Origin of the sequence: Nonomuraea wenchangensis (assembly GCF_900111685.1) — a bacterium.
In the GTDB taxonomy this organism is placed as follows: Bacteria; Actinomycetota; Actinomycetes; order Streptosporangiales; family Streptosporangiaceae; genus Nonomuraea; species Nonomuraea wenchangensis.
Genome location: NZ_FOHX01000006.1, coordinates 1 through 17,955, shown reverse-complemented (window position 1 = coordinate 17,955; position 17,955 = coordinate 1). Strand labels below are relative to the sequence as shown.

Below are 17,955 nucleotides of genomic sequence, written 5' to 3'. Positions count from 1 at the left end.
GTCGTCACCAGCGGGGCGGGCCGGTCACCAGCGCAGGAGCACGGTGCCCGCGCTCACCCCGCCGGCCAGGCCCACCAGGGCGACCAGGTCGCCGCGCCGTACGCGGCCGGCCCTGATCGCCTGGTGGAGCTGCACGGGAAGGCTGGAGGCCACCAGGTTGCCGTGCTCCTCGATCGTCACCTCCACCCGGCCCACCGGGATCCCGGCCAGCTCGCAGAAGGCGTGCAGGGACGGCAGCGACGCCTGGTGGACGCAGATGGCGGCCAGGTCGTCCCAGTCCAGGCCCCGGTCGGTCAGGGGACGCCGCAGCACGTCCAGGTCGAGCTTGCACATGCCGATGGCCAGCTCCTGGAAGTCGACGGTGAAGACGCCGATCTCCAGCCCGCCCTCGGGGAGCGGCGTGACCGGGACCCGCGCCGAGCGCCAGGCGGGCGAGTACGCGCAGAACCGGTGCCCCAGCACGCCCGGCGTGGTCGCCGCCTGCAGCAGCAGCGCCGTGCCCGAGTCCGAGACGGTGTAGGAGGGGATCGCCGCGTTGAACTCGTTGTCCGGGCCCAGCCGCCAGCGGATGGCCGAGCTCGCCCGCTCGCCGCACGCGATGAGCACCGTGCGGTACCTGCCCGCCGTGATCAGCGTCTCGGCCAGCTCGATCGCGTTCAGCACGCTGTTGCAGGCGTTGCGCACGTCGAACACCGGGCAGTCCGCGCCCAGCTCGGCGGCCACGATGTGCGCGTTGGCGGGCTCGACGACGTCCGTGCTCACCCCGGCGAAGATGATCAGATCGAGGGCCGGCGGCGTGTGGCCGGTCTCCTCCAGCAACTGGCGGGCGGCCTGCGCGGCCAGCCCCGCGACCGTCTCGCCTGGCTCGGCCACATGCCGCCGCCGCACGCCCGTGGCGTGCTCGATCAGGCCGCGCGGCACGTGTGCCCCAGGATTGCGGGCGGCGAGCTCCTCCTCCAGCTCGGCGCTGGTGAGCGTCCGCTCCGGCAGGTGAACGGCCACCCCGGCCACGTGGGCGTAGCGCATGCCCATTCCCCCCTTGTGTCCCCGTGGCGCCCACCCTAGGGAGCGTGCGCAAGGCGGCCAGGACCGCACACCGCCGAACGGGCAAACTTGATCAATTCCTTAACGGCGGACCTCGCGTCACAAGTGATCATCTTTCCTGCCATCGGCCAGGCTAGGCGGCACGGCCATCACGCTGACCTGCGCGAAAGGGAGCCCGACGTGAGTGACGAAGAGATCCTGGCGGTGGTGCGCGAACGCTGCGCGCACATCCTGAAGGTCGACCCCATGAGGGTCACCGAGGACGCCCTGCTGCGCGAGGACCTGGAGGCCGACAGCCTCGACCTGGCCGAGCTGCACGTCACGCTGGAGGACGAGTGGGGGCCGCTGCCGCGTGAGGCCTTCGCCGACGTACGGACCGTGGGCGACGTGCTGGCCCGCGCCCGCGAGCTGGCGCCGGAGCGTCTGGGATGAGCCCGGCGACCGGCGGACGGGCAGCGGCGGGGCCGCGCACCCGGGTGGCCGTCACCGGGCTCGGCGTGCGCACCCCGGCCGGCGCGAACCCCAAGGAGCTGTGGGACACGCTGCTCGCCGGCCGCTCCACCGCGCGCCGCATCACCTCCTTCGACACAGAAGGGCTCGGGGCCACGTTCGCCTGCGAGGTCCCCGGCCCGGACGTCGAGAGCTACCTGACGCCCAAGCAGGCCTCCCGCCTGGACCGGGTGGCGCAGCTCGCGGTCTGCGCGGCCGGCGACGCCATGGACGACGCCGGACCGGTGCGCACGCCGCCCGAGCGGCAGGCCGTCGTCACCGGCAGCGGCTTCGGCGGCGCCCTGACCTACGAGGCCGGCCTGCTCGCCGGCCGCCACGCGGGCCGCGGCAACCCCGGCCCGCTGCACGTACCGATGGTCATGCACAACGCGATGGCGGCGGCGATCAGCATCCGCCACCGGATCCTCGGCCCCAGCCTGTCCGTGGCCACCGCCTGCGCCTCCGGCGCCCACGCCATCGCCGAGGCCGCCCGGCTGGTCCGCGACGGCACCGCCGACCTCGCCGTCGCGGGCGGCTCCGAGGCGTCCATCACGCCGTCCGTGCTGCTGGCCTTCGAACGCTGCCGCGCGCTGTCGCTGCGCAACGACGAACCGGAACGGGCCAGCCGGCCCTTCGACCGGGACCGTGACGGGTTCGTGCTGGCGGAGGGGGCCGCGTTCGTCGTCCTGGAGAACCTGGAGCACGCCCTCGCACGCGGCGCCCGGATCTACGCCGAGCTGTCGGGGCTCGGGTTCTCCTCCGACGCCCACCACATCACCGCGCCGCCCGAACAGGGCGACGGGGCCGCCCGCTGCATGCGCGCCGCCCTCGCCGACGCCGGGCTGACGCCCGGCGAGATCGCGCACGTCAACGCGCACGGCAGCAGCACCCCGCTCAACGACCTGGCCGAGGCGCGGGCGATCAACCAGGTGTTCGGGACGGTACGGGTGCCGGTGACCTCCACCAAGGGGGTGACCGGGCACGCGATCGGCGCCGCCGGAGCCATCGAGGCCGTGGCCGCCGTCCTCGCGCTGAACGAGTGCGCCGTCCCGCCGACGGCCAACCTGAGCGTGCTCGACCCGCAGTGCGACCTCGACGTCGTCGCCGAGGCCCGGCCCATGCCGGCCGCGCCGGTCATGTCCAACTCCTTCGGCTTCGGCGGGCACAATGCCACCCTGATCTTCTCGCCCGCACCGTCATGACCCGCCCGCTCGTCCGGCTTCGGGACGAGTGGGCGGGTCATGACCGGTACGTGCCCGTCAGGTGACGGGTTGTCCGGGTGGCCGGTGCCCCGCCGATGGCGGGGCGGTCAGCCCGTGCCGCCCACCGGCCGGCCGGCCACTGAAGGCGGCCCCGACGGGGACAGCGGCGTCAGGCTGCCGGTCGGCCGAACGCGGTTTCGGACCTACACGTCGGCGGGCGCGGGCGCAGGGGCCTCTTCGACGGCGGGCGCGGGCGCGGCGGCCTCGTCCACGGCCGGCTCAGGTGCGCCGACCTCTTCGGCGGCGGGCTCAGGCGCGGCGGCCTCTTCGACGGCCGGCTCGGGCGCGGCGGCCTCGTCCATGACGGGCGCGGGTGCGGCAGCCTCGTCCACGGCCGGCTCAGGTGCGCCGACCTCTTCGGCGGCGGGCTCGGGCGCGGTGGCCTCGTCCACGGCCGGCTCAGGTGCGCCGACCTCTTCGGCGGCGGGCTCGGGTGCGGCAGCCTCGTCCATGGCCGGCTCGGGTGCGCCGACCTCTTCGGCGGCGGGCTCAGGCGCGGCGGCCTTGTCCATGACGGGCTGAGCCATGACAGCCCCGTCCGCGACGGGCGCCGGCGCGGCGGCCTCGTCCGCGGCGGGCTGAGGCGCGGCGGCCTCGTCCGCGGCGGGCTGAGGTGCGGCGGCCTCGTCCACGACGGGTGCCGGCGCGGCGGCCTCGTCCATGACGGGTGCCGGTGCGGCGGCCTCGTCCACGGCCGGCTTGGGCGCGGAGCCCTCGTCCACGACGGGCGCGGGCGCGGCGGCGTCCTCGACGACGGGTGCGGCCGCGGGGGCCTCCTCGACGGCCGGTTCGGGTGCGGGCGCGGGTGCGGCTTCGTTGACGGCCGGCTCGGGCGCGGGAGCGGGCTCGGGCGCCGGAGCCGGCACGGGTTCGGGCGCGGGTGCGGGCTCCGCCGCGATGGGAGCAGGTGCGGGTACGTCGGGCGCGGGTGCGGCGAATGCCGGGCTCGACGCGGCGAGCGGCAGCACGGCTGTGGCCGTTCCGGCGGCGATGACGGCGATGAATCGGCGCATGTCTTGGACTCCTAGTCACGTTGAGTAACGTATTGCTACGAATAGTTACCGCGCGCGGATCGCCCAAAACACGACACACCGGGAGGGAGCGCTTTTCATGGATGGAGCCCGGCTCTTCGCCGCCGAGGCCGCGCTGACCGGACGCTGGCCGCATGCCGGTCCCGAGGCCGTCGTCTGCCGCATCGACGGACGGCGTGGCAGAGGCCCGGAGACGCTCACGTACCGCGAGCTGGACGACCTGATCGGCCGCACCGCCCTGGCCCTGGGCCGCGCGGGCATCGGCGCGGGGACGACGACCGCGGTCATGGTGCCGCCGGGCCGGGAGCTGGTGGCGCTGATCCACGCCCTCCTCCGGCTGCGGGCCGTGCCCGTGCTCATCGATCCGGGTCTCGGGCCGCGCGCCATGAGGAGGTGTCTGGCCGAGGCCGCGCCGCAGGCGTTCATCGGCGTGCCACTCGCCCACCTCGCCCGCGTGCTGCTGGGCTGGGCCCGCGGCAGCGTACGGACCACGATCACCGTGGGCCCGCGCACGCTGCGGCTGGCCCGCCCGCCGCTGCCCACTTCCTGGCCCGCGCCGCGCAGTGAGGGCGACGGCCAGGCGTTCGTGGCCTTCACCTCCGGCTCCACCGGCGTGCCCAAGGGCGTGCCGCTCCGGCACCGGCACCTGGCCGGGCAACTGGAGCTGCTGGAGCACCTGGGGGTGCTGCGGCCGGGTGCGACGGTCTGGTCCACGTTCCTGCCGTTCGCGATCGCCGCGCCCGTCATGGGCTGCGCCTCCGTCGTCCCCCGGCTGAACCTGCGCCGGCCGGCCCGCAGTGATCCCGCCGCGATGGCGGAGTCGATCCGCGCGCACCGCGTCACCGGCCTGTTCGCCGCGCCCGCGCTGCTGGACGGGCTGGCCCGCCACTGCCTGGAGCGCGGCCTCACGCTGGACGGCGTCCGGACCGTGCTCACCGCGGGCGCGCCGCTGCCGCACGCGGTCCTGCGCCGCGCCCTCCGTTGCCTGCCGGAGGGGGCCGAACTGCTCTCCGTGTACGGCGCCACCGAATGCCTCCTGGTCAGCGCCGCGAACGCGGCCGAGCTCACCGGGACCGCCGAGGACACGGCGAGAGGGGCGGGCACGTTCCTGGGCGCGCCGCTGCCGGGCAACCGAGTCCGCGTCATCACTGTCACGGACGAGCCCATCCCCTCCTGGTCGGACGACCTGCTGGTGCCGCCGGGCACCGTCGGGGAGATCACCGTGACCGGGCCGGCGGTGAGCGACCCGTACCTCGGCCGCCCGTACGACACCGCCCTGGCCCGCATCGACGACGGCGGCACGCCCGTGCACCGCATGGGAGACCTGGGGTGGATGGACGAGCGGGGCCGACTCTGGTTCGCCGGCCGCAAGGGCGAGCGGGTCCGCACCGCCGATGGCGACCTCTACACCGACCAGGTCGAGCCGGTCGTCAACGACCTGCCCGGCGTGCGCCGCACCGCGCTCGTGGGCGTGGGGCCGGAGGGCCGCCACCGGCCGGTGCTCTGCGTGGAGTGCGAGCCCGGCGTCTCCGGGCGCGAGCGCCGCGCGGTCCTCGCCCGGGTACGCGAGCACGCCCCGGCCGCCGTCGCCGAGGTGCTGGCGCATCCGGGGTTCCCGATGGACGTCCGGCACGCCAGCAAGATCCGCCGCCCGTTGCTGGCCCGCTGGGCCGCCCGCGAGCTGGGGGAGGCCGGGCGATGAACGTGCTGGTGACCGGCGGCGGCGGCTTCCTCGGGCAGGCCGTGTGCCGGCTGCTGGCCGCGCGCGGCGACCGGGTGACCGCGTTCCAGCGCAGCCGGCGTCCGGAGCTGGACGCGTACGGCGTCCTCCAGCGCACCGGCGACGTCCGCGACCTCGACCGGGTCCGCGCCGTCGCCGCCGGGCACGACGCGGTGGTGCACTGCGCCGCGCTGGCCGGGCTGTGGGGCGCGGCCAGCGACTTTCGCGCGATCAACGTGCACGGCACGGCCCACGTGGTCGACGCCTGCCTGAGCGCCGGGATCGGCCGCCTCGTGCACGTCTCCTCGCCGAGCGTCGTGCACGACGGGCGCGACCTGGAGGGCGTGGACGAGTCCGTCCCGTACGCCCGCCGCCACCTCGCCCCCTACCCGGCGACGAAGGCGGCGGCCGAGCGCATCGTGCTGGCCGCGAGCGGCTCGCGGCTGGCCACCGTGGCGCTGCGGCCGCACCTCATCTGGGGGCCCGGCGACCCGCACTTCCTGCCGCAGCTGACCGCGCGGGCCCGGCGCGGCCGGCTGCTGCTGCCGCGCGCCCCCGGCAAGCTGATCGACACCGTGTACGTCGACAACGCGGCCGAGGCGTGCCTGCTGGCCCTGGACGCGCTCGCTCCAGGCCGCCCGGTCGCCGGGCGCGCCTACTTCGTCGCCCAGGACGAGCCGGTCCCGATCGCGCAGTGGGTCAACGGCCTGCTGGCGGCGGCCGGGCTCGGCCCCGTACGGCCTCGGGTGCCCGCCCGGCTGGCGCGGCTGGCGGCCGGGCTGGTCGAGCACGGGTGCCGGCTGGCGGGGACGAGCCCCCCGCTCACCCGGATGATCGCCGTGCAGGCGACCACGTCCCACTGGTTCGACCTGTCGGCCGCCCGCCGCGACCTCGGCTACGCGCCGCGCGTCACGACGGCGGAGGGCCTGTCCCGGCTCGCCGCCCACCTCTCGGCCGCCCCGGCGGGGAGCTGAGCGTGGACGACGCCCGCCTGCCCGGCTACCCGTTCGCGTCCCACTGGTTCGCGAGGGACGGCCTGCGCCAGCACTACGTGGACGAGGGCGAGGGCGCGCCGGTGCTCATGCTGCACGGCAACCCGTCCTGGAGCTACCTGTGGCGGCGGCTGATCACGGCGCTGCGCGGCGAGCACCGCTGCCTCGCGCCCGACCACATCGGCATGGGTCTGTCGGACAAGCCGGGCGAGGACCGCTACGCCCACACCCTGGCCTCCCGCGTGGCCGACCTGGACGCGCTGACCGCCCACCTCGTGGAGCACGAGGGTGTGGCGGACTGGGGCTGGACGCTGGTGATGCACGACTGGGGCGGCCCGATCGGCATGGCCTGGGCCGCCCGCCATCCCGGCCGGGTGGCCCGGCTCGTCGTGCTCAACACCGCCGCCTTCCCCAACCCGTACGGCGAGCGCGTACGCCCCGCGCTGCGGCTGCCGTTCTGGCTGCTGCGCGAGACCGTGGCGGGCGAGCGCCTGTTCCTGCGCCATCACGCCTTCGCCCGGCTGGCCACGCTGCCGCCGTTCGGGCTGCGCCGCCGCCTGCCGAGGGACGTGCGCGCCGCCTTCCTCGCCCCGGGCCGTGACCCGGGGCACCGGGTGGCGGTCCGCCGCTTCGTCACGGACATTCCGTTGGGCCCGGCCGACCGGGCCTGGCCGCTGCTGGTCCAGGCCGCGGAGGGCGTGCGCGCGTTCGCCGACCGGCCCGTGCTGATCGGCTGGGGGCTGCGCGACCCGGTCTTCGACCGCGCGATGCTGCGCGAGTGGCGCCGCCGGCTGCCGCACGCGACGGTGCGCGCCTACCCGGACGCCGGCCACTACGTGCTGGAGGACGCCCACGAACGGCTGGTGCCGGAGATCGCCGCCTTCCTGCGCCGCCGAGCGACCCTTGATCATGAACGCCGCCGCGCGTAGCCTTCCCCCGGATCACCTACAGGCGGGAGTCGCACCTTCATGACAATGATGACCAGAGCGATGTCGCTGGCCACGGTGGTCGCCGTGACGGTCCCGGCCGCCGGGCTCCCGGCACACGCCGGCGCGGTCGCCACCCGGGCGGCGGTCGCCTGCCCCCAGGTCTTCGGCCATGGTGGCTATCCGACCGGCGCCAACCCCTGGGACCGCGACAAGATCCGCCAGCCCAACAACCCGCGGGCGCTCAACGACCAGAAGAGCTGGGGCGCCGACGGGGTGGAGGGCGACGTGCAGCTCACCCGGCAGGGCACCAAGGCCGTCATGTGGCACAACACCTCCACCAACGGGCTGACCGGCACCAAGCAGAACATCACCGACCTCTGGTGGGCCGCCGGCACCGGCAACCTGCAGAGCCGCACCATCACCCGCGGCCCGTACACGGGGGAGCGGGTCTACACGCTGCGCGAATGGCTCGACCAGGTGCGCTCCCGCGGCCTGGTCGCCCTCCTGGAGATCAAGCCCGAGACGAAGCCCATCCTGTCGAACGCCACGTACGCGACGGCCGCCTGGAAGGAGATCTCCGACCCGATCAAGGAGCGGCAGGGCGCGCAGCGCATCCTGGTCTACTCGACCGACACGTGGATCCAGGCCGAGCTGGCCAAGCGCCACCCCACCCTGCTCAAGGGCGGCGCGGCCCGCTGGACCGACAGCGTGGGCTGGGAGGAGCCGCCGCCGTCCTGGACCGGCAACACCGCCCACTGGCAGAGCGTGCTCGCCGCGGCACCGGCGAGCGTGATGACCAACTACACCAAGGAGTACCGCGCCTGGCTCAAGGGCAGGTGCGCCTGACCCTCAGTCGATCCTGCGGCACACGGTCACCGGCAGGCGGGCGGACCACGTCCTGGTGACGGAGTCGTACGCCTCGGCGTAGCCGTTGCCGCTGCCGTTGCACGGGGAGGCGAGCGGCGTGTCCACGTAGACGGCCCCGCCCGGCGTCACCGGGTGCGTACGCGCGACCGCCCACTTGCCGAAGGCCGAGACGCCGTTGCGGAACTTGACGCTCACGTAGACCCGGCCGCCGACGGTGAAGTTGCCGCCGGCCACCTTGAGGTGACCGGCGTAGGTGTAGGTGAACAGGAAGGGCCGGTCGCTCCGGGACGTGTCCGCGTGCGCGGGGCCCGCGAGGGTCGTGGCGATCACGGCGGCGGCGGTGACGCCGAGCAGGGCGCGCAGGTGACGGTTCATTCGGCTCTCCCGGGTGACGGTCCGTGCGATACGTCACCATTGAGCGCCGGGGCGCTTGCGGCCCGCCTGCGGACCGCTGGACGCCTGGTTCAGAGGCGCAGGCGGGCGACGGTGGCGGCCTCGTCCCAGACCTCGCCGTACTTCGCCTGGATGTCGAACAGCGACGCCTCGTGCGGGCCGGGGTCGCGGTCGCCCACCGCCTGCCTGACCACGATCGGCACGAACCCGTGCTGGACGGCGTCCACCGCCGTCGCCCGCACGCAGCCGCTCGTGGACACGCCGCAGATGACCAGCGTGTCCACCCGGGAGGCGGTCAGCGCGGCGGCGAGCGCCGTGCCGAAGAACGCGCTGGCATACTGCTTGACGATCACCAGCTCGTCCGGCGCGGGCGCGACCTCGGGCATGAGCGCGCCGAGCGGCCCGTCGCCGACCAGGTGCCGCAGCGGCGCGACCTTGCGGAAGAACAGGCCGCCGTCCACGCCGCCCGGCCCGTACGCCACCCGCGTGTGCACGACCGGCGTCCCGGCCGCGCGGGCGGCGGCCAGCACCCGGGCCGCCGGGCCGAGGCAGTCCCGCGAGCCCATGTAGAGCTCGGCGCCCGGCTCGAAGTAGGCGCGCATCAGATCGACGAGGATGAGCGCCGGGCGCTCGCCGAACTCCAGCGAGCGCCCGAACACCTCCTCGTGCGGCCTGCTCACACGCGCACCGGCGGCGTCGGCGCCGGCAGGCCGGTCTCCTCCTCGCAGCGGGCGAGGATCTCGTCGAGGGGCGGCCCCATGTCGAACACCGGCAGCTCGCCCCGCCCGGACCGCAGCCGCTCGCGCAGCGCGGCGGTGGCCGCCTCGTCCACGGCGCCGTCGCCGGCGCACACCACGCCGTAGCGGCGCGCGCCCTCGGCGGTGACCAGCCCGCGCCGCACCTCCAGGCCCACCAGGCCGGGATCGCGGGCCAGCGGGTCGCCCCACCCGCCGCCGCCCCAGGTGACGAAGTGCAGCAGGTCGCCGGGACGCACCTCCACGTCGTGGACCTTGCTCGGCAGGATCTCGGTCCCGCCGCCGGCCCGCTCGATCCACTTGCGCCCGCGCGCCCCCGGCTCGCCGCCGTTGACGCCCCACGGGTAGGTGAGCCAGCGGTCGTCGTGGATGGCGATCGTGCCGGGTTCGAGGAAGCGGTAGGCGACGTCCACGCCGTTGCCGCCCCGGTGCAGGCCCGCGCCGCCCGTGTCGGCGACCGTCTCCCACCGCTCGATCCGCAGCGGATAGTACGACTCCAGGAACTCGCACGGGATGTTCGTGAACGACGGCCAAAGGGAGTGCCCGTCCGGCCCGTCGCCGATCGGCCGGCCGGGGATGCCGCCGAAGCCGATGGAGTAGAGCTGGAAGCCGTCGCCCGCGTACATGAAGTGCGGGGAGGAGGAGAAGCCCGCGGCGTTCAGCAGGTCGGGCGTCTTCTGCCCGAGCAGCCCGCCGAACAGGTCGAAGATGCGCCCGATGCCGTGGTTGCGGCCGTTGAGCGCGGCGGGGTAGCGCGGCTTCCAGAAGCTGCCCTCGGGGATGTGCACGTCCACCAGCGGGTAGAAGCCGTCGTTCCAGAGGATCTGCGGGTCGGCCACCGTGATCAGGTAGATGCCGAAGAACATCCGGGCGAGGTTCTCGTTGATGTAGTAGTTGATCGGCCCCTCGGCCTGCGGATCGCTGCCGGTGAAGTCCAGCAGCACCTTCTCGCCGGTGCGCGTCAGCGACAGCACCAGCTTGTAAGGGCCGTGCCCGCGCCCGTCGTCGCAGATGTAGTCGGCGAAGGTGAGCGTCTCGCCGTCCTCGAACAGCGTGGTGAGCAGCACCTTCATGGCGTCGTAGTTGCGCTTCAGCAGCGCCTCCAGCGCGGAGGTGTAGGTCTCGGCGCCGAAGCGGGCGCACAGCTCCTGGATGCGCCGCGAGGCGGTGCGGCAGGCGGCCACGATGCCGTTGAGGTCGGCGCGGTTCCAGTCGGGCTGGCGCACCTGGTTGAGTATGACGCGCAGCACGTCCTCGTTCAGCACGCCCTTCGCGTACAGCTTGACGGGCGGGATGACCACGCCCTCCTCGAAGATGGTGCGCGCGTCGGTCGGCATCGAGCAGGCGGTCTTGCCGCCGACGTCGGACATGTGGCCGAACATCGACGCCCAGCCGACCACCCGGCCGTCCACGTAGATGGGCATGACCACCAGCCAGTCGTTGGCGTGGCTGATCGCGCCGTCGCACGAGTACGGGTCGGAGGTGAGCAGCACGTCACCCTCCTCGATCGTCCCGTCGTAGCGGTCGAGCAGGGCGGGGATGGAGAGCCCGAACTGCCCGACGACCATGCGGCCCGACGGGTCGCCGATCAGCGGGAACTCGTCGTGCTGCTCACGGATGCCGGGCGACAGCGCGGTGCGGAAGAGCACCTCGTCCATCTCATGGCGGGCGTTGCGCAGGGCGTTCTCGACGATGTCGAGCGTGACGGGGTCGACGGCCACGCGGGCGAGCGGCTCCGTCGCGGTCTCGATGATCTGGGCCATCATGCCTCCAGGGGGCGGATCAGCAGGCAGCCGCTGTCGTGCACGCGTGCCGCGTGCCCGGGCAGGATCAGCGTGGTGGAGTCCATCTCGACGACGATGGCGGGGCCGGTGATCACCGATCCCGCGCGCAGCGTCGCCCGGTCGTACTCGGCGGCGGTGGTCCAGCCGCCGTCGATCCACACCTCGTGCCGGCCCACGGGTTCGGGGTCGGCGGTGGCCGGCTCCAGCCGGACCGGCCGGACGTTCGGGCGGGGGCCGCTCACCATGGCGCGGGCGCTGACCAGCTCGTGCTCGTTGCTCAGCAGGAACGAGAACAGCCGCTCGTGCTCGGCGTCGAACAGCCGGCCCAGCTCCTCCAGGCCGGTGTCCAGGCCGACGGTGATCGGGATCTCGAAGCCCTGGCCGTGGTAGCGGACGTCCACCTGGTAGCCCACCTCGGCCACCTCGGCGTCGAGCCCGCGGGTCGCGGTCTCGGCGAGCTCGGTGAGAAGCTCCTTGAGCTCGGTGTCGGTGAGCTGGGAGAAACGCCGGACGTAGGTGCGCGCGGCCTCGTCCCGCAGGCTCGTGGTGGCGTCACCGTACGCGCACAGCACCCCGGGCGAGGGCGGGATGATGACCGGCCACGCGCCGGTCAGCCGGCCCAGCGCGTTGGCGTGCAGCGGCCCGGCCCCGCCGAAGGCCACCAGCGCGAAGTCGCGCGGGTCGTAGCCCTGCTGGACGGAGACCAGCCGGAGCGCGCCGAACATGTTCTCGTTGACGATGTCCACGATCCCCTGGGCGGCGGCCTCCGCCGACGGCAGGCCCATGGCCTCGGCCAGCCGGGCCACCGCCGCCCGGGAACGTTCCCTGTCGAGCTCGATCTCGCCGCCGGCCAGCCGGGCCGGCAGGTAGCCGAGCACCACGTTGGCGTCGGTCACCGTCGGCTCCTCGCCCCCGCGGCCGTAGGCGGCGGGGCCGGGCACGGCGCCCGCCGACTGGGGTCCGACCCGCAGCGCTCGGGTCAGCGGGGGGACGTGCGCGATCGAGCCGCCGCCGGCGCCTACCGTGCGCACGTCCACCGACGCGGAGCGCACCACCAGGTCGCCGACCCGCGTCTCGCGGCCGATCCGCGGGCGCAGGCCCTGCACGAGCGCCACGTCCGTGGAGGTGCCGCCCATGTCGAAGGTGAGGAAGTCGGGGAACCCGGCCTGCCCGGCGAACCAGGCGGCGCCGGTCACGCCGCCCGCCGGGCCGGACAGCAGCAGGTTGACCGGGCTCGCCGCCGCGCCTGACACCGACGCCAGGCCGCCGTCGCTGCGCAGCACGTAGAGCTGGCCGTCCACGCCGCCCGCCGCGGCCTTGGCCGCCAGGTTGTCGACGTAGCCGGCGACCTGCGGCTGCACGTAGGCGTTGGCCACGGTCGTGATGGCGCGCTCGTACTCGCGCATCTCGGGCAGCACCGCCGAGGAGATCGAGACCGGCACGCCGGGCAGCTCCTCGGCGGCGAGCTCGGCGACCCGGCGCTCGTGCGCGTCGGCGGCGTACGAGTGGAGCAGGCAGACGGCCAGCGCCTCGACGCCGCGCAGGCCGCGCAGCTTGCGCCGCAGGTCGTCCTCGTCGAGCGGGGTGACGACCGAGCCGTCGGCGGCGATCCGCTCGACCGCCTCGACCGTGTCCTCCAGGGCGGCCAGCGGCTCGGGCTTGGGCCAGATGATCCAGCCGGCCAGGCCGCCCGGCACGTAGGAGCGGGCGATCTGCAGCACCTGCCGGAACCCGGCGGTGGTGACCAGGCCGACCCTGGCTCCCTTGCCCTCCAGGACGGCGTTCGTGGCGACGGTGGTGCCGTGCAGGATCTCGCCGATCGCGGCGGGCTCGACGCCCGCCTCGGCGCACACCTTCTCGAGACCGGCGAGGACGCCGATCGACTGGTCATGGGGGATGGAAGCGGTTTTGGCGCGATAGCTGCGCCCGGAGTGCTCGTCGATGAGCAGGACGTCGGTGAAGGTTCCTCCGACGTCCACGCCGAGGCGGTAACGCATGGCGACGCTCCTTGGTGCTAGATGATCCCGTCGGCCGAGAGACGGTCCGTCTCCTCCGGGGTGAGGCCGAGCAGGCCGTGGTAGATCTCGTGGTTGTGCCGGCCCAGCTCCGGTCCGGCGGACCGGACCGCGCCGGGGGTCTCCGACAGCTTCGGCGCGACGTTCTGCATGGCCAGCTCCCCGAAGTCGGGGTGCGGGACGCGGACGATGGCCTCGCGGGCGGCGAAGTGCGGGTCGGCGAACATGTCGGCCGCGCGGTAGATCCGCCCGGCCGGCACCCCTCCCGCGTGCAGCAGATCGAGCAGGTCCTGGGCGGGCAGCGTCGCCGACCAGGCCGCGATGAGGGAGTCCAGCTCGGCCATGTTCACGCCGCGGGCGGCGTGGCTGGCGTAACGTTCGTCCTCCGCCAGCTCGGGGCGGCCCATCACGGCGGCCAGGCGCGTGAACACGCTGTCCTGGTTGGCCGCGATGAGGACGCTGTCGCCGTCCGCGGTGGGGTAGACGTTGCTGGGCGAGACGTTGGGCAGCACGGCGCCGGTGCGTTCCCGCTGGTAGCCGGCCTGCTGCCACTCCGGCAGCAGCGACTCCATCATGGCCAGCACCGACTCGTAGATCGCCGAGTCGACGACCTGGCCGCGGCCGCTGCGCTCGCGCTCGTGCAGCGCGACCAGCGTGCCTAGGCAGGCGTACGTGGCGGCCAGCGAGTCGCCGAGCGAGATGCCGGCCCGCGACGGGGGCAGCGACGGGTCGCCGGTGACGTACCGGATGCCGCCCATGGCCTCGCCGATCGAGCCGTAGCCCGCGCGGGGGGCGTACGGGCCGGTCTGGCCGTAGCCGGTCACCCGGGTGATGACGAGCCGGGGGTTGAGCTCGTGCAGCCGCTCGGGGCCGAGGCCCCAGCGCTCCAGCGTGCCGGGGCGGAAGTTCTCCAGCAGCACGTCGGACTCCGCGACCAGGCGGCGGACGAGCTCCTGGCCCTCGGGGGTGCGCAGGTCGCAGGTCACCGACTTCTTGTTGCGGGCCACGACCGGCCACCACAGGGACTTGCCGTGCGGCTTCTCCCTGCCCCACTGGCGCATGGGATCGCCCTTGCGCGGATCCTCGACCTTGATCACCTCGGCGCCGAAGTCGCCGAGCAGCTGGCCGCAGAACGGCCCGGCCAGCAGTTGACCGAGTTCGACGACCCGGACGTCGCCGAGCGGCAGTCCCCTCATCGTTTCCCTTCCTGGTTGCGAGGGCCCAGCAACGACGCGCGGGCCGAGAACAGGTGAGCCCTCATGACCGCCTCCGCCCACTCGGGGTCCCCGGCGCGTACGGCAGCCGCGATCTCGAGGTGGTGGCCGGTGCTGCGGTCCATCGCCTCCTTGTCGAAGGAGCCGTAGGTGCGCAGCAGGACGGGGGAGTGGATGAGCATGCTGATCTGCTGGGCGAGCAGGGTGCTGCCGCCGAGCCTGACCAGGCCCTGGTGGAAGTCGGCGTTGAGCCGGTAGACGGCGTCGAGGTCGTCCCGGTCGGCGTGCTCGCGCAGCTCCACGGCGATGGCGTGCAGCCGGTCGGCGTCCTCCGGGGCGGCGGCGAGCGCCGCCTGGCGGGCGGCCAGCCCCTCGATCCTGGCCCTGAGCTCGAAGATCGACTCCAGGTCGTCGCGGGGGTATTCGACGACCCTGGCGCCCTTGTTCGCGACGAGCTCGACCAGCCCTTCCGCGGCCAGCCGGCGCAACGCCTCCCGCACGGGGGTGCGGCTGACGCCGAGCGCCTCGGCCAACTCGACCTCGGCCAGCCGGTCTCCTGGGGCGTACTGGCCGCCCAGGATGAGGCTTCTGAGATCATCTACGGCCGACATGTATACATCTCCTCGCTCAGGTGGCAGCATCTTGGCTCAAAGAAGCTTTCACACGCAAGAGGTTGCATACAACATGACGCTGGAAGTCATCGAGGTCGGCCCTCGGGACGGCCTGCAGAACGAGCCGGTTCCGGTGCCCACCGACGCCAAGATCGCCTATCTGGAGGCGCTGGTGGCCGCGGGCGTGCGCCGCATCGAGGCGGTCAGCTTCGTCCATCCCGGGCGCGTGCCGCAGATGGCCGACGCCGAGCGGGTCATGGCCCGCGCGCCGCGCGTGCCCGGCCTGCGCTACGCGGGCCTGGTGCTGAACGAACGCGGCCTGGACCGGGCGCTGGAGACCGGCGTGGACGAGGTCAACGTCGTGGTCGTGGCGACCGAGACGTTCTCGCTGCGCAACCAGGGCATGCCGGTGGAGCGGGCGGTGGAGACCTTCGGCGCCGTCGCCGCGCGGGCCCGCGCCGCCGGGCTGGGCGTGACGCTGACCGTGGGGGCCGCGTTCGGCTGCCCGTTCGAGGGCGAGGTGGACCCCGGCCAGGTGGCCGAGCTGGTGGCTCGCTGCCCGGAGGCGCAGGAGGTGGCGCTGGCGGACACGATCGGCGTGGGCACGCCGGCCGACGTCCGCCGCCTGACCGCCGCGGTGCGCGAGGTCACCGCCGCGCCGCTGCGCTTCCACTTCCACAACACCCGCAGCACCGGGTACGCCAACGCGGTGGCCGCGCTGGAGGCCGGGGCGGCGGCGCTGGACGCCAGCGCGGGCGGCATCGGCGGCTGCCCCTTCGCGCCGGAGGCGACCGGCAACATCGCCACCGAGGACCTGGTCTACCTGCTGGAGCGGATGGGCGTCCGCACCGGCATCGCCCTGCCGGCCGTGGCCGGGGCGGGGCTGGCGATCGGGCGGAGCCTGGGCAAGGAGGTCCCGGCCCAGCTCGGCAGGGTCGCTGCTTGGCCGCCCTGACCGATGAATCGGACATATACATATAAGGCGGACTATGTGGGTATGAAGGTATTGGGATCGAGTGCCCATGGGACGCCCCGGCTGTCATGGAAGCCGGGGCGTCCGCCGTGCGGGGGTATCTGACTCAGAACCTATACAAACCGGACAATGAGCGGATAATCTGGCGTTGCTCCAGCGGGGTTGCCTGGAGCGCCAACGTCCGGACGCCCCCGGCCGCCCTCGCGCCGCCGGGGGCGTTCGCGTGCCGTCCCTCGCCACCTCGTAGAGTCGTGCCGACGGAAGGGCGCGATCATGACCATCTCCACCGCCGACCTGTACGACGAGCACGGCGACCAGCTCGACTCCTGCCACCTGCAACTGCGCCAGTACGGCGGCCGCCGCGCCTTCTCCGGCCGGATCGCGACCGTCCGCTGCCACGAGGACAACGCCCTGCTCAAGTCGGTGCTGTCCGAGCCCGGAGAGGGACGCGTCCTGGTCGTGGACGGCGGCGGCTCCCTGCGCGCCGCGCTCATGGGCGACGTCATCGCGGGCATCGCAGTGGCGAGCGGCTGGGCCGGCGTGGTGATCAACGGCGTGGTCCGCGACGTCGCCGCCCTCCGCGACCTGGATCTGGGCATCAAGGCGCTCGGCTCGAACCCGCGCAAGAGCGCCAAGACGGGCGCCGGCGACCGGGACGTCCCGGTCGCCTTCGGCGACGCCGTCTTCCATCCGGGGGCCGAGCTCTTCTCCGACGAGGACGGCATCCTCGTCACCCGCCCCTGACGAGGTCACGATCCGGTATCGCCGTTTGTGAGGGCTCTTGACGCCTCGCGGCGCGGGAGTGACAGTCGAGCCACATCGTTGAACCGGTTCGCTCGATTCCGGCGGCTGCCTCATCGTGCTCCTGTCCTTCCGGCCTGCCCGGTCCCCTGCGGATCGTCGAACGGGTTCGATGAATTCGTACGAGCCGGGAGGTGAGAGTGGCGACGATCGGAGACGTGGCCCGGGAGGCCGGGGTGAGCCGCAGCACGGCGTCGTACGCGCTGTCGGGCAAGCGGCCCATCTCGGAGGAGGTGCGGCGGCGGGTGCTGGCCGCCGCCGAGGCGCTGGCGTACACGCCGAACGCCGGCGCCCGTGCGCTCGCCACCGCCCGGACCAAGGTCCTCGGTCTGCTCGCGCAGTTCCATGACGACGAGTTCGCGCCGGCGATGTTGCAGTACATCCTGGGGGTCACGAACACCGCCCGGGACCTGGGTTATGACACGCTGCTGGTCACCGAGGCCGACGGGGTGCGGGCGCTGCGGCGCATCACCGACTCGCGGATGGTCGACGGCGTGGTCCTCATGAACATCGCCCAGGAGGACGCCCGGCTGCCCATCCTGCGCGCCGCGCCGCAGCCGGGCGCGCTGGTGGGGCTGCCCGGTGACTGCTCGGGGCTGGACGTGTTCGATCTGGACTTCGAGGAGGCCGGGCGGGTGATGGTGGACCATCTTCACCGGCTCGGTCACCGTGAGCTGATCCTGATCTCGCATCCGGAGCACGTGGTCGAGCGGGGCGGCGCGTACGTGTGGCGGCTGCGCGACGCCGCGCTCGACCGCGCCCGCCGGCTCGGCCTCACCCTGCACGCCGTGTACGGCGAGTCCCGGCAACCCGCCGTGGGCCGCCAGCTCCACAGGCTGCTCGACGCCTACCCGGCGGCGACCGGCCTGCTGATCAACAACGAGGCGGCCGCCGCGGCGCTGCCGTCGGTCACCTACGAGCGGGGGCAGCGGGTGCCCGAGGACCTGTCGGTCATCGGCCGCTACTCCGCCGACTTCGCCGCGACCTTCTCCCTGCCGTATTCGTTCGTCGAGAGCGCACCCGACCGCCTCGGCTCCATGGCCGTGCGGCAGCTCGTGCGCCGCGTGGAGTCCAC

At 73.9% G+C, this 17,955-nt stretch carries 17 protein-coding genes; 9 read left to right on the top strand and 8 right to left on the bottom strand.

From position 1 onward, the window contains the following. Positions 1-24 precede the first annotated feature (24 nt). Positions 25-1,026 (bottom strand): 3-oxoacyl-ACP synthase III family protein, encoded by a 1,002-nt coding sequence (locus BMW85_RS19210; protein ID WP_091084013.1) that lies wholly within the window; start codon positions 1,024-1,026, stop codon positions 25-27. A gap of 198 nt (positions 1,027-1,224) precedes the next feature. On the opposite strand from BMW85_RS19210, the gene BMW85_RS19205 reads away from it, so the two are divergent. Next, on the top strand, positions 1,225-1,476 hold the full coding sequence (locus BMW85_RS19205; protein WP_091083047.1) for an acyl carrier protein: 252 nt from the start codon (positions 1,225-1,227) through the stop codon (positions 1,474-1,476). Beyond that, positions 1,473-2,735: a beta-ketoacyl-[acyl-carrier-protein] synthase family protein gene (locus BMW85_RS19200; protein WP_091083044.1), complete on the top strand. Its 1,263-nt coding sequence runs from the start codon at positions 1,473-1,475 to the stop codon at positions 2,733-2,735. Before BMW85_RS19205 ends, BMW85_RS19200 begins: the two co-directional genes overlap by 4 nt. A gap of 203 nt (positions 2,736-2,938) precedes the next feature. On the opposite strand, the gene BMW85_RS19195 is transcribed toward BMW85_RS19200, so the two are convergent. Then, a complete protein-coding gene (locus BMW85_RS19195; protein ID WP_091083042.1) occupies positions 2,939-3,808 on the bottom strand; it encodes a hypothetical protein in 870 nt (289 codons plus the stop codon). Positions 3,809-3,905: 97 nt separating this feature from the next. Here BMW85_RS19195 and BMW85_RS19190 point away from each other — a divergent pair, with 97 nt between their 5' ends. Genes BMW85_RS19190 through BMW85_RS19175 form a run of 4 tightly spaced genes read left to right on the top strand, consistent with a single transcriptional unit; the run spans position 3,906 to position 8,313 of the window. Further along, positions 3,906-5,528 carry a fatty acid CoA ligase family protein gene (locus BMW85_RS19190; protein ID WP_091083039.1) on the top strand — a complete coding sequence of 541 codons (1,623 nt, stop codon included), beginning with the start codon at positions 3,906-3,908 and terminating at the stop codon, positions 5,526-5,528. After that, positions 5,525-6,520, top strand: a complete 996-nt coding sequence (locus BMW85_RS19185; RefSeq protein ID WP_091083036.1) for an NAD-dependent epimerase/dehydratase family protein — start codon at positions 5,525-5,527, stop codon at positions 6,518-6,520. Before BMW85_RS19190 ends, BMW85_RS19185 begins: the two co-directional genes overlap by 4 nt. A gap of 2 nt (positions 6,521-6,522) precedes the next feature. Then, on the top strand, positions 6,523-7,467 hold the full coding sequence (locus tag BMW85_RS19180) for an alpha/beta fold hydrolase (protein WP_177240760.1): 945 nt from the start codon (positions 6,523-6,525) through the stop codon (positions 7,465-7,467). A gap of 45 nt (positions 7,468-7,512) precedes the next feature. Beyond that, complete coding sequence (locus tag BMW85_RS19175; protein WP_245774923.1) at positions 7,513-8,313, top strand: glycerophosphodiester phosphodiesterase; 801 nt, start codon at positions 7,513-7,515, stop codon at positions 8,311-8,313. A gap of 3 nt (positions 8,314-8,316) precedes the next feature. Here BMW85_RS19175 and BMW85_RS19170 read toward each other — a convergent pair whose 3' ends face one another. The 6 genes from BMW85_RS19170 to BMW85_RS19145 form a co-directional block, all read right to left on the bottom strand. Next, positions 8,317-8,709, bottom strand: coding sequence for a hypothetical protein (locus BMW85_RS19170; protein WP_091083032.1), 393 nt, complete (start codon positions 8,707-8,709; stop codon positions 8,317-8,319). Between the two features lie 89 nt (positions 8,710-8,798). Then, a complete protein-coding gene (locus BMW85_RS19165; RefSeq protein ID WP_091083030.1) occupies positions 8,799-9,407 on the bottom strand; it encodes an isochorismatase family protein in 609 nt (202 codons plus the stop codon). Then, entirely contained in the window at positions 9,404-11,248 is a 1,845-nt protein-coding gene (locus BMW85_RS19160; RefSeq protein ID WP_245774922.1) for a hydantoinase B/oxoprolinase family protein, read from the bottom strand. The genes BMW85_RS19165 and BMW85_RS19160 overlap by 4 nt, the downstream gene beginning before the upstream one ends. Further along, complete coding sequence (locus BMW85_RS19155) at positions 11,245-13,263, bottom strand: hydantoinase/oxoprolinase family protein (protein WP_091083026.1); 2,019 nt, start codon at positions 13,261-13,263, stop codon at positions 11,245-11,247. Before BMW85_RS19155 ends, BMW85_RS19160 begins: the two co-directional genes overlap by 4 nt. 17 nt (positions 13,264-13,280) lie before the next feature. Next, positions 13,281-14,477, bottom strand: coding sequence for a CaiB/BaiF CoA transferase family protein (locus tag BMW85_RS19150; protein WP_091083023.1), 1,197 nt, complete (start codon positions 14,475-14,477; stop codon positions 13,281-13,283). Continuing rightward, a complete protein-coding gene (locus BMW85_RS19145) occupies positions 14,474-15,106 on the bottom strand; it encodes a GntR family transcriptional regulator (RefSeq protein WP_091083021.1) in 633 nt (210 codons plus the stop codon). Before BMW85_RS19145 ends, BMW85_RS19150 begins: the two co-directional genes overlap by 4 nt. A 73-nt stretch (positions 15,107-15,179) precedes the next feature. Here BMW85_RS19145 and BMW85_RS19140 point away from each other — a divergent pair, with 73 nt between their 5' ends. The 3 genes from BMW85_RS19140 to BMW85_RS19130 form a co-directional block, all read left to right on the top strand. Next, positions 15,180-16,061, top strand: coding sequence for a hydroxymethylglutaryl-CoA lyase (locus BMW85_RS19140; protein WP_091083018.1), 882 nt, complete (start codon positions 15,180-15,182; stop codon positions 16,059-16,061). A 291-nt stretch (positions 16,062-16,352) separates the two neighbouring features. Further along, complete coding sequence (gene rraA, locus BMW85_RS19135; RefSeq protein ID WP_091083015.1) at positions 16,353-16,823, top strand: ribonuclease E activity regulator RraA; 471 nt, start codon at positions 16,353-16,355, stop codon at positions 16,821-16,823. 197 nt (positions 16,824-17,020) lie between these two features. Further along, on the top strand, positions 17,021-17,955 hold a 935-nt coding region (locus BMW85_RS19130; protein ID WP_091083013.1), incomplete at its 3' end, for a LacI family DNA-binding transcriptional regulator.

Bases quoted from the DNA above. Each gene is read 5' to 3' on its own strand.
- BMW85_RS19210 (WP_091084013.1), bottom strand. From the start codon at position 1,026: ATGCGCTACGCCCACGTGGCCGGGGTGGCCGTTCACCTGCCGGAGCGG.
- BMW85_RS19200 (WP_091083044.1), top strand. From the start codon at position 1,473: ATGAGCCCGGCGACCGGCGGACGGGCAGCGGCGGGGCCGCGCACCCGG.
- BMW85_RS19195 (WP_091083042.1), bottom strand. From the start codon at position 3,808: ATGCGCCGATTCATCGCCGTCATCGCCGCCGGAACGGCCACAGCCGTG.
- BMW85_RS19190 (WP_091083039.1), top strand. From the start codon at position 3,906: ATGGATGGAGCCCGGCTCTTCGCCGCCGAGGCCGCGCTGACCGGACGC.
- BMW85_RS19185 (WP_091083036.1), top strand. From the start codon at position 5,525: ATGAACGTGCTGGTGACCGGCGGCGGCGGCTTCCTCGGGCAGGCCGTG.
- BMW85_RS19175 (WP_245774923.1), top strand. From the start codon at position 7,513: ATGATGACCAGAGCGATGTCGCTGGCCACGGTGGTCGCCGTGACGGTC.
- BMW85_RS19170 (WP_091083032.1), bottom strand. From the start codon at position 8,709: ATGAACCGTCACCTGCGCGCCCTGCTCGGCGTCACCGCCGCCGCCGTG.
- BMW85_RS19160 (WP_245774922.1), bottom strand. From the start codon at position 11,248: ATGATGGCCCAGATCATCGAGACCGCGACGGAGCCGCTCGCCCGCGTG.
- BMW85_RS19155 (WP_091083026.1), bottom strand. From the start codon at position 13,263: ATGCGTTACCGCCTCGGCGTGGACGTCGGAGGAACCTTCACCGACGTC.
- BMW85_RS19150 (WP_091083023.1), bottom strand. From the start codon at position 14,477: ATGAGGGGACTGCCGCTCGGCGACGTCCGGGTCGTCGAACTCGGTCAA.
- BMW85_RS19145 (WP_091083021.1), bottom strand. From the start codon at position 15,106: ATGTCGGCCGTAGATGATCTCAGAAGCCTCATCCTGGGCGGCCAGTAC.
- BMW85_RS19140 (WP_091083018.1), top strand. From the start codon at position 15,180: ATGACGCTGGAAGTCATCGAGGTCGGCCCTCGGGACGGCCTGCAGAAC.
- rraA (WP_091083015.1), top strand. From the start codon at position 16,353: ATGACCATCTCCACCGCCGACCTGTACGACGAGCACGGCGACCAGCTC.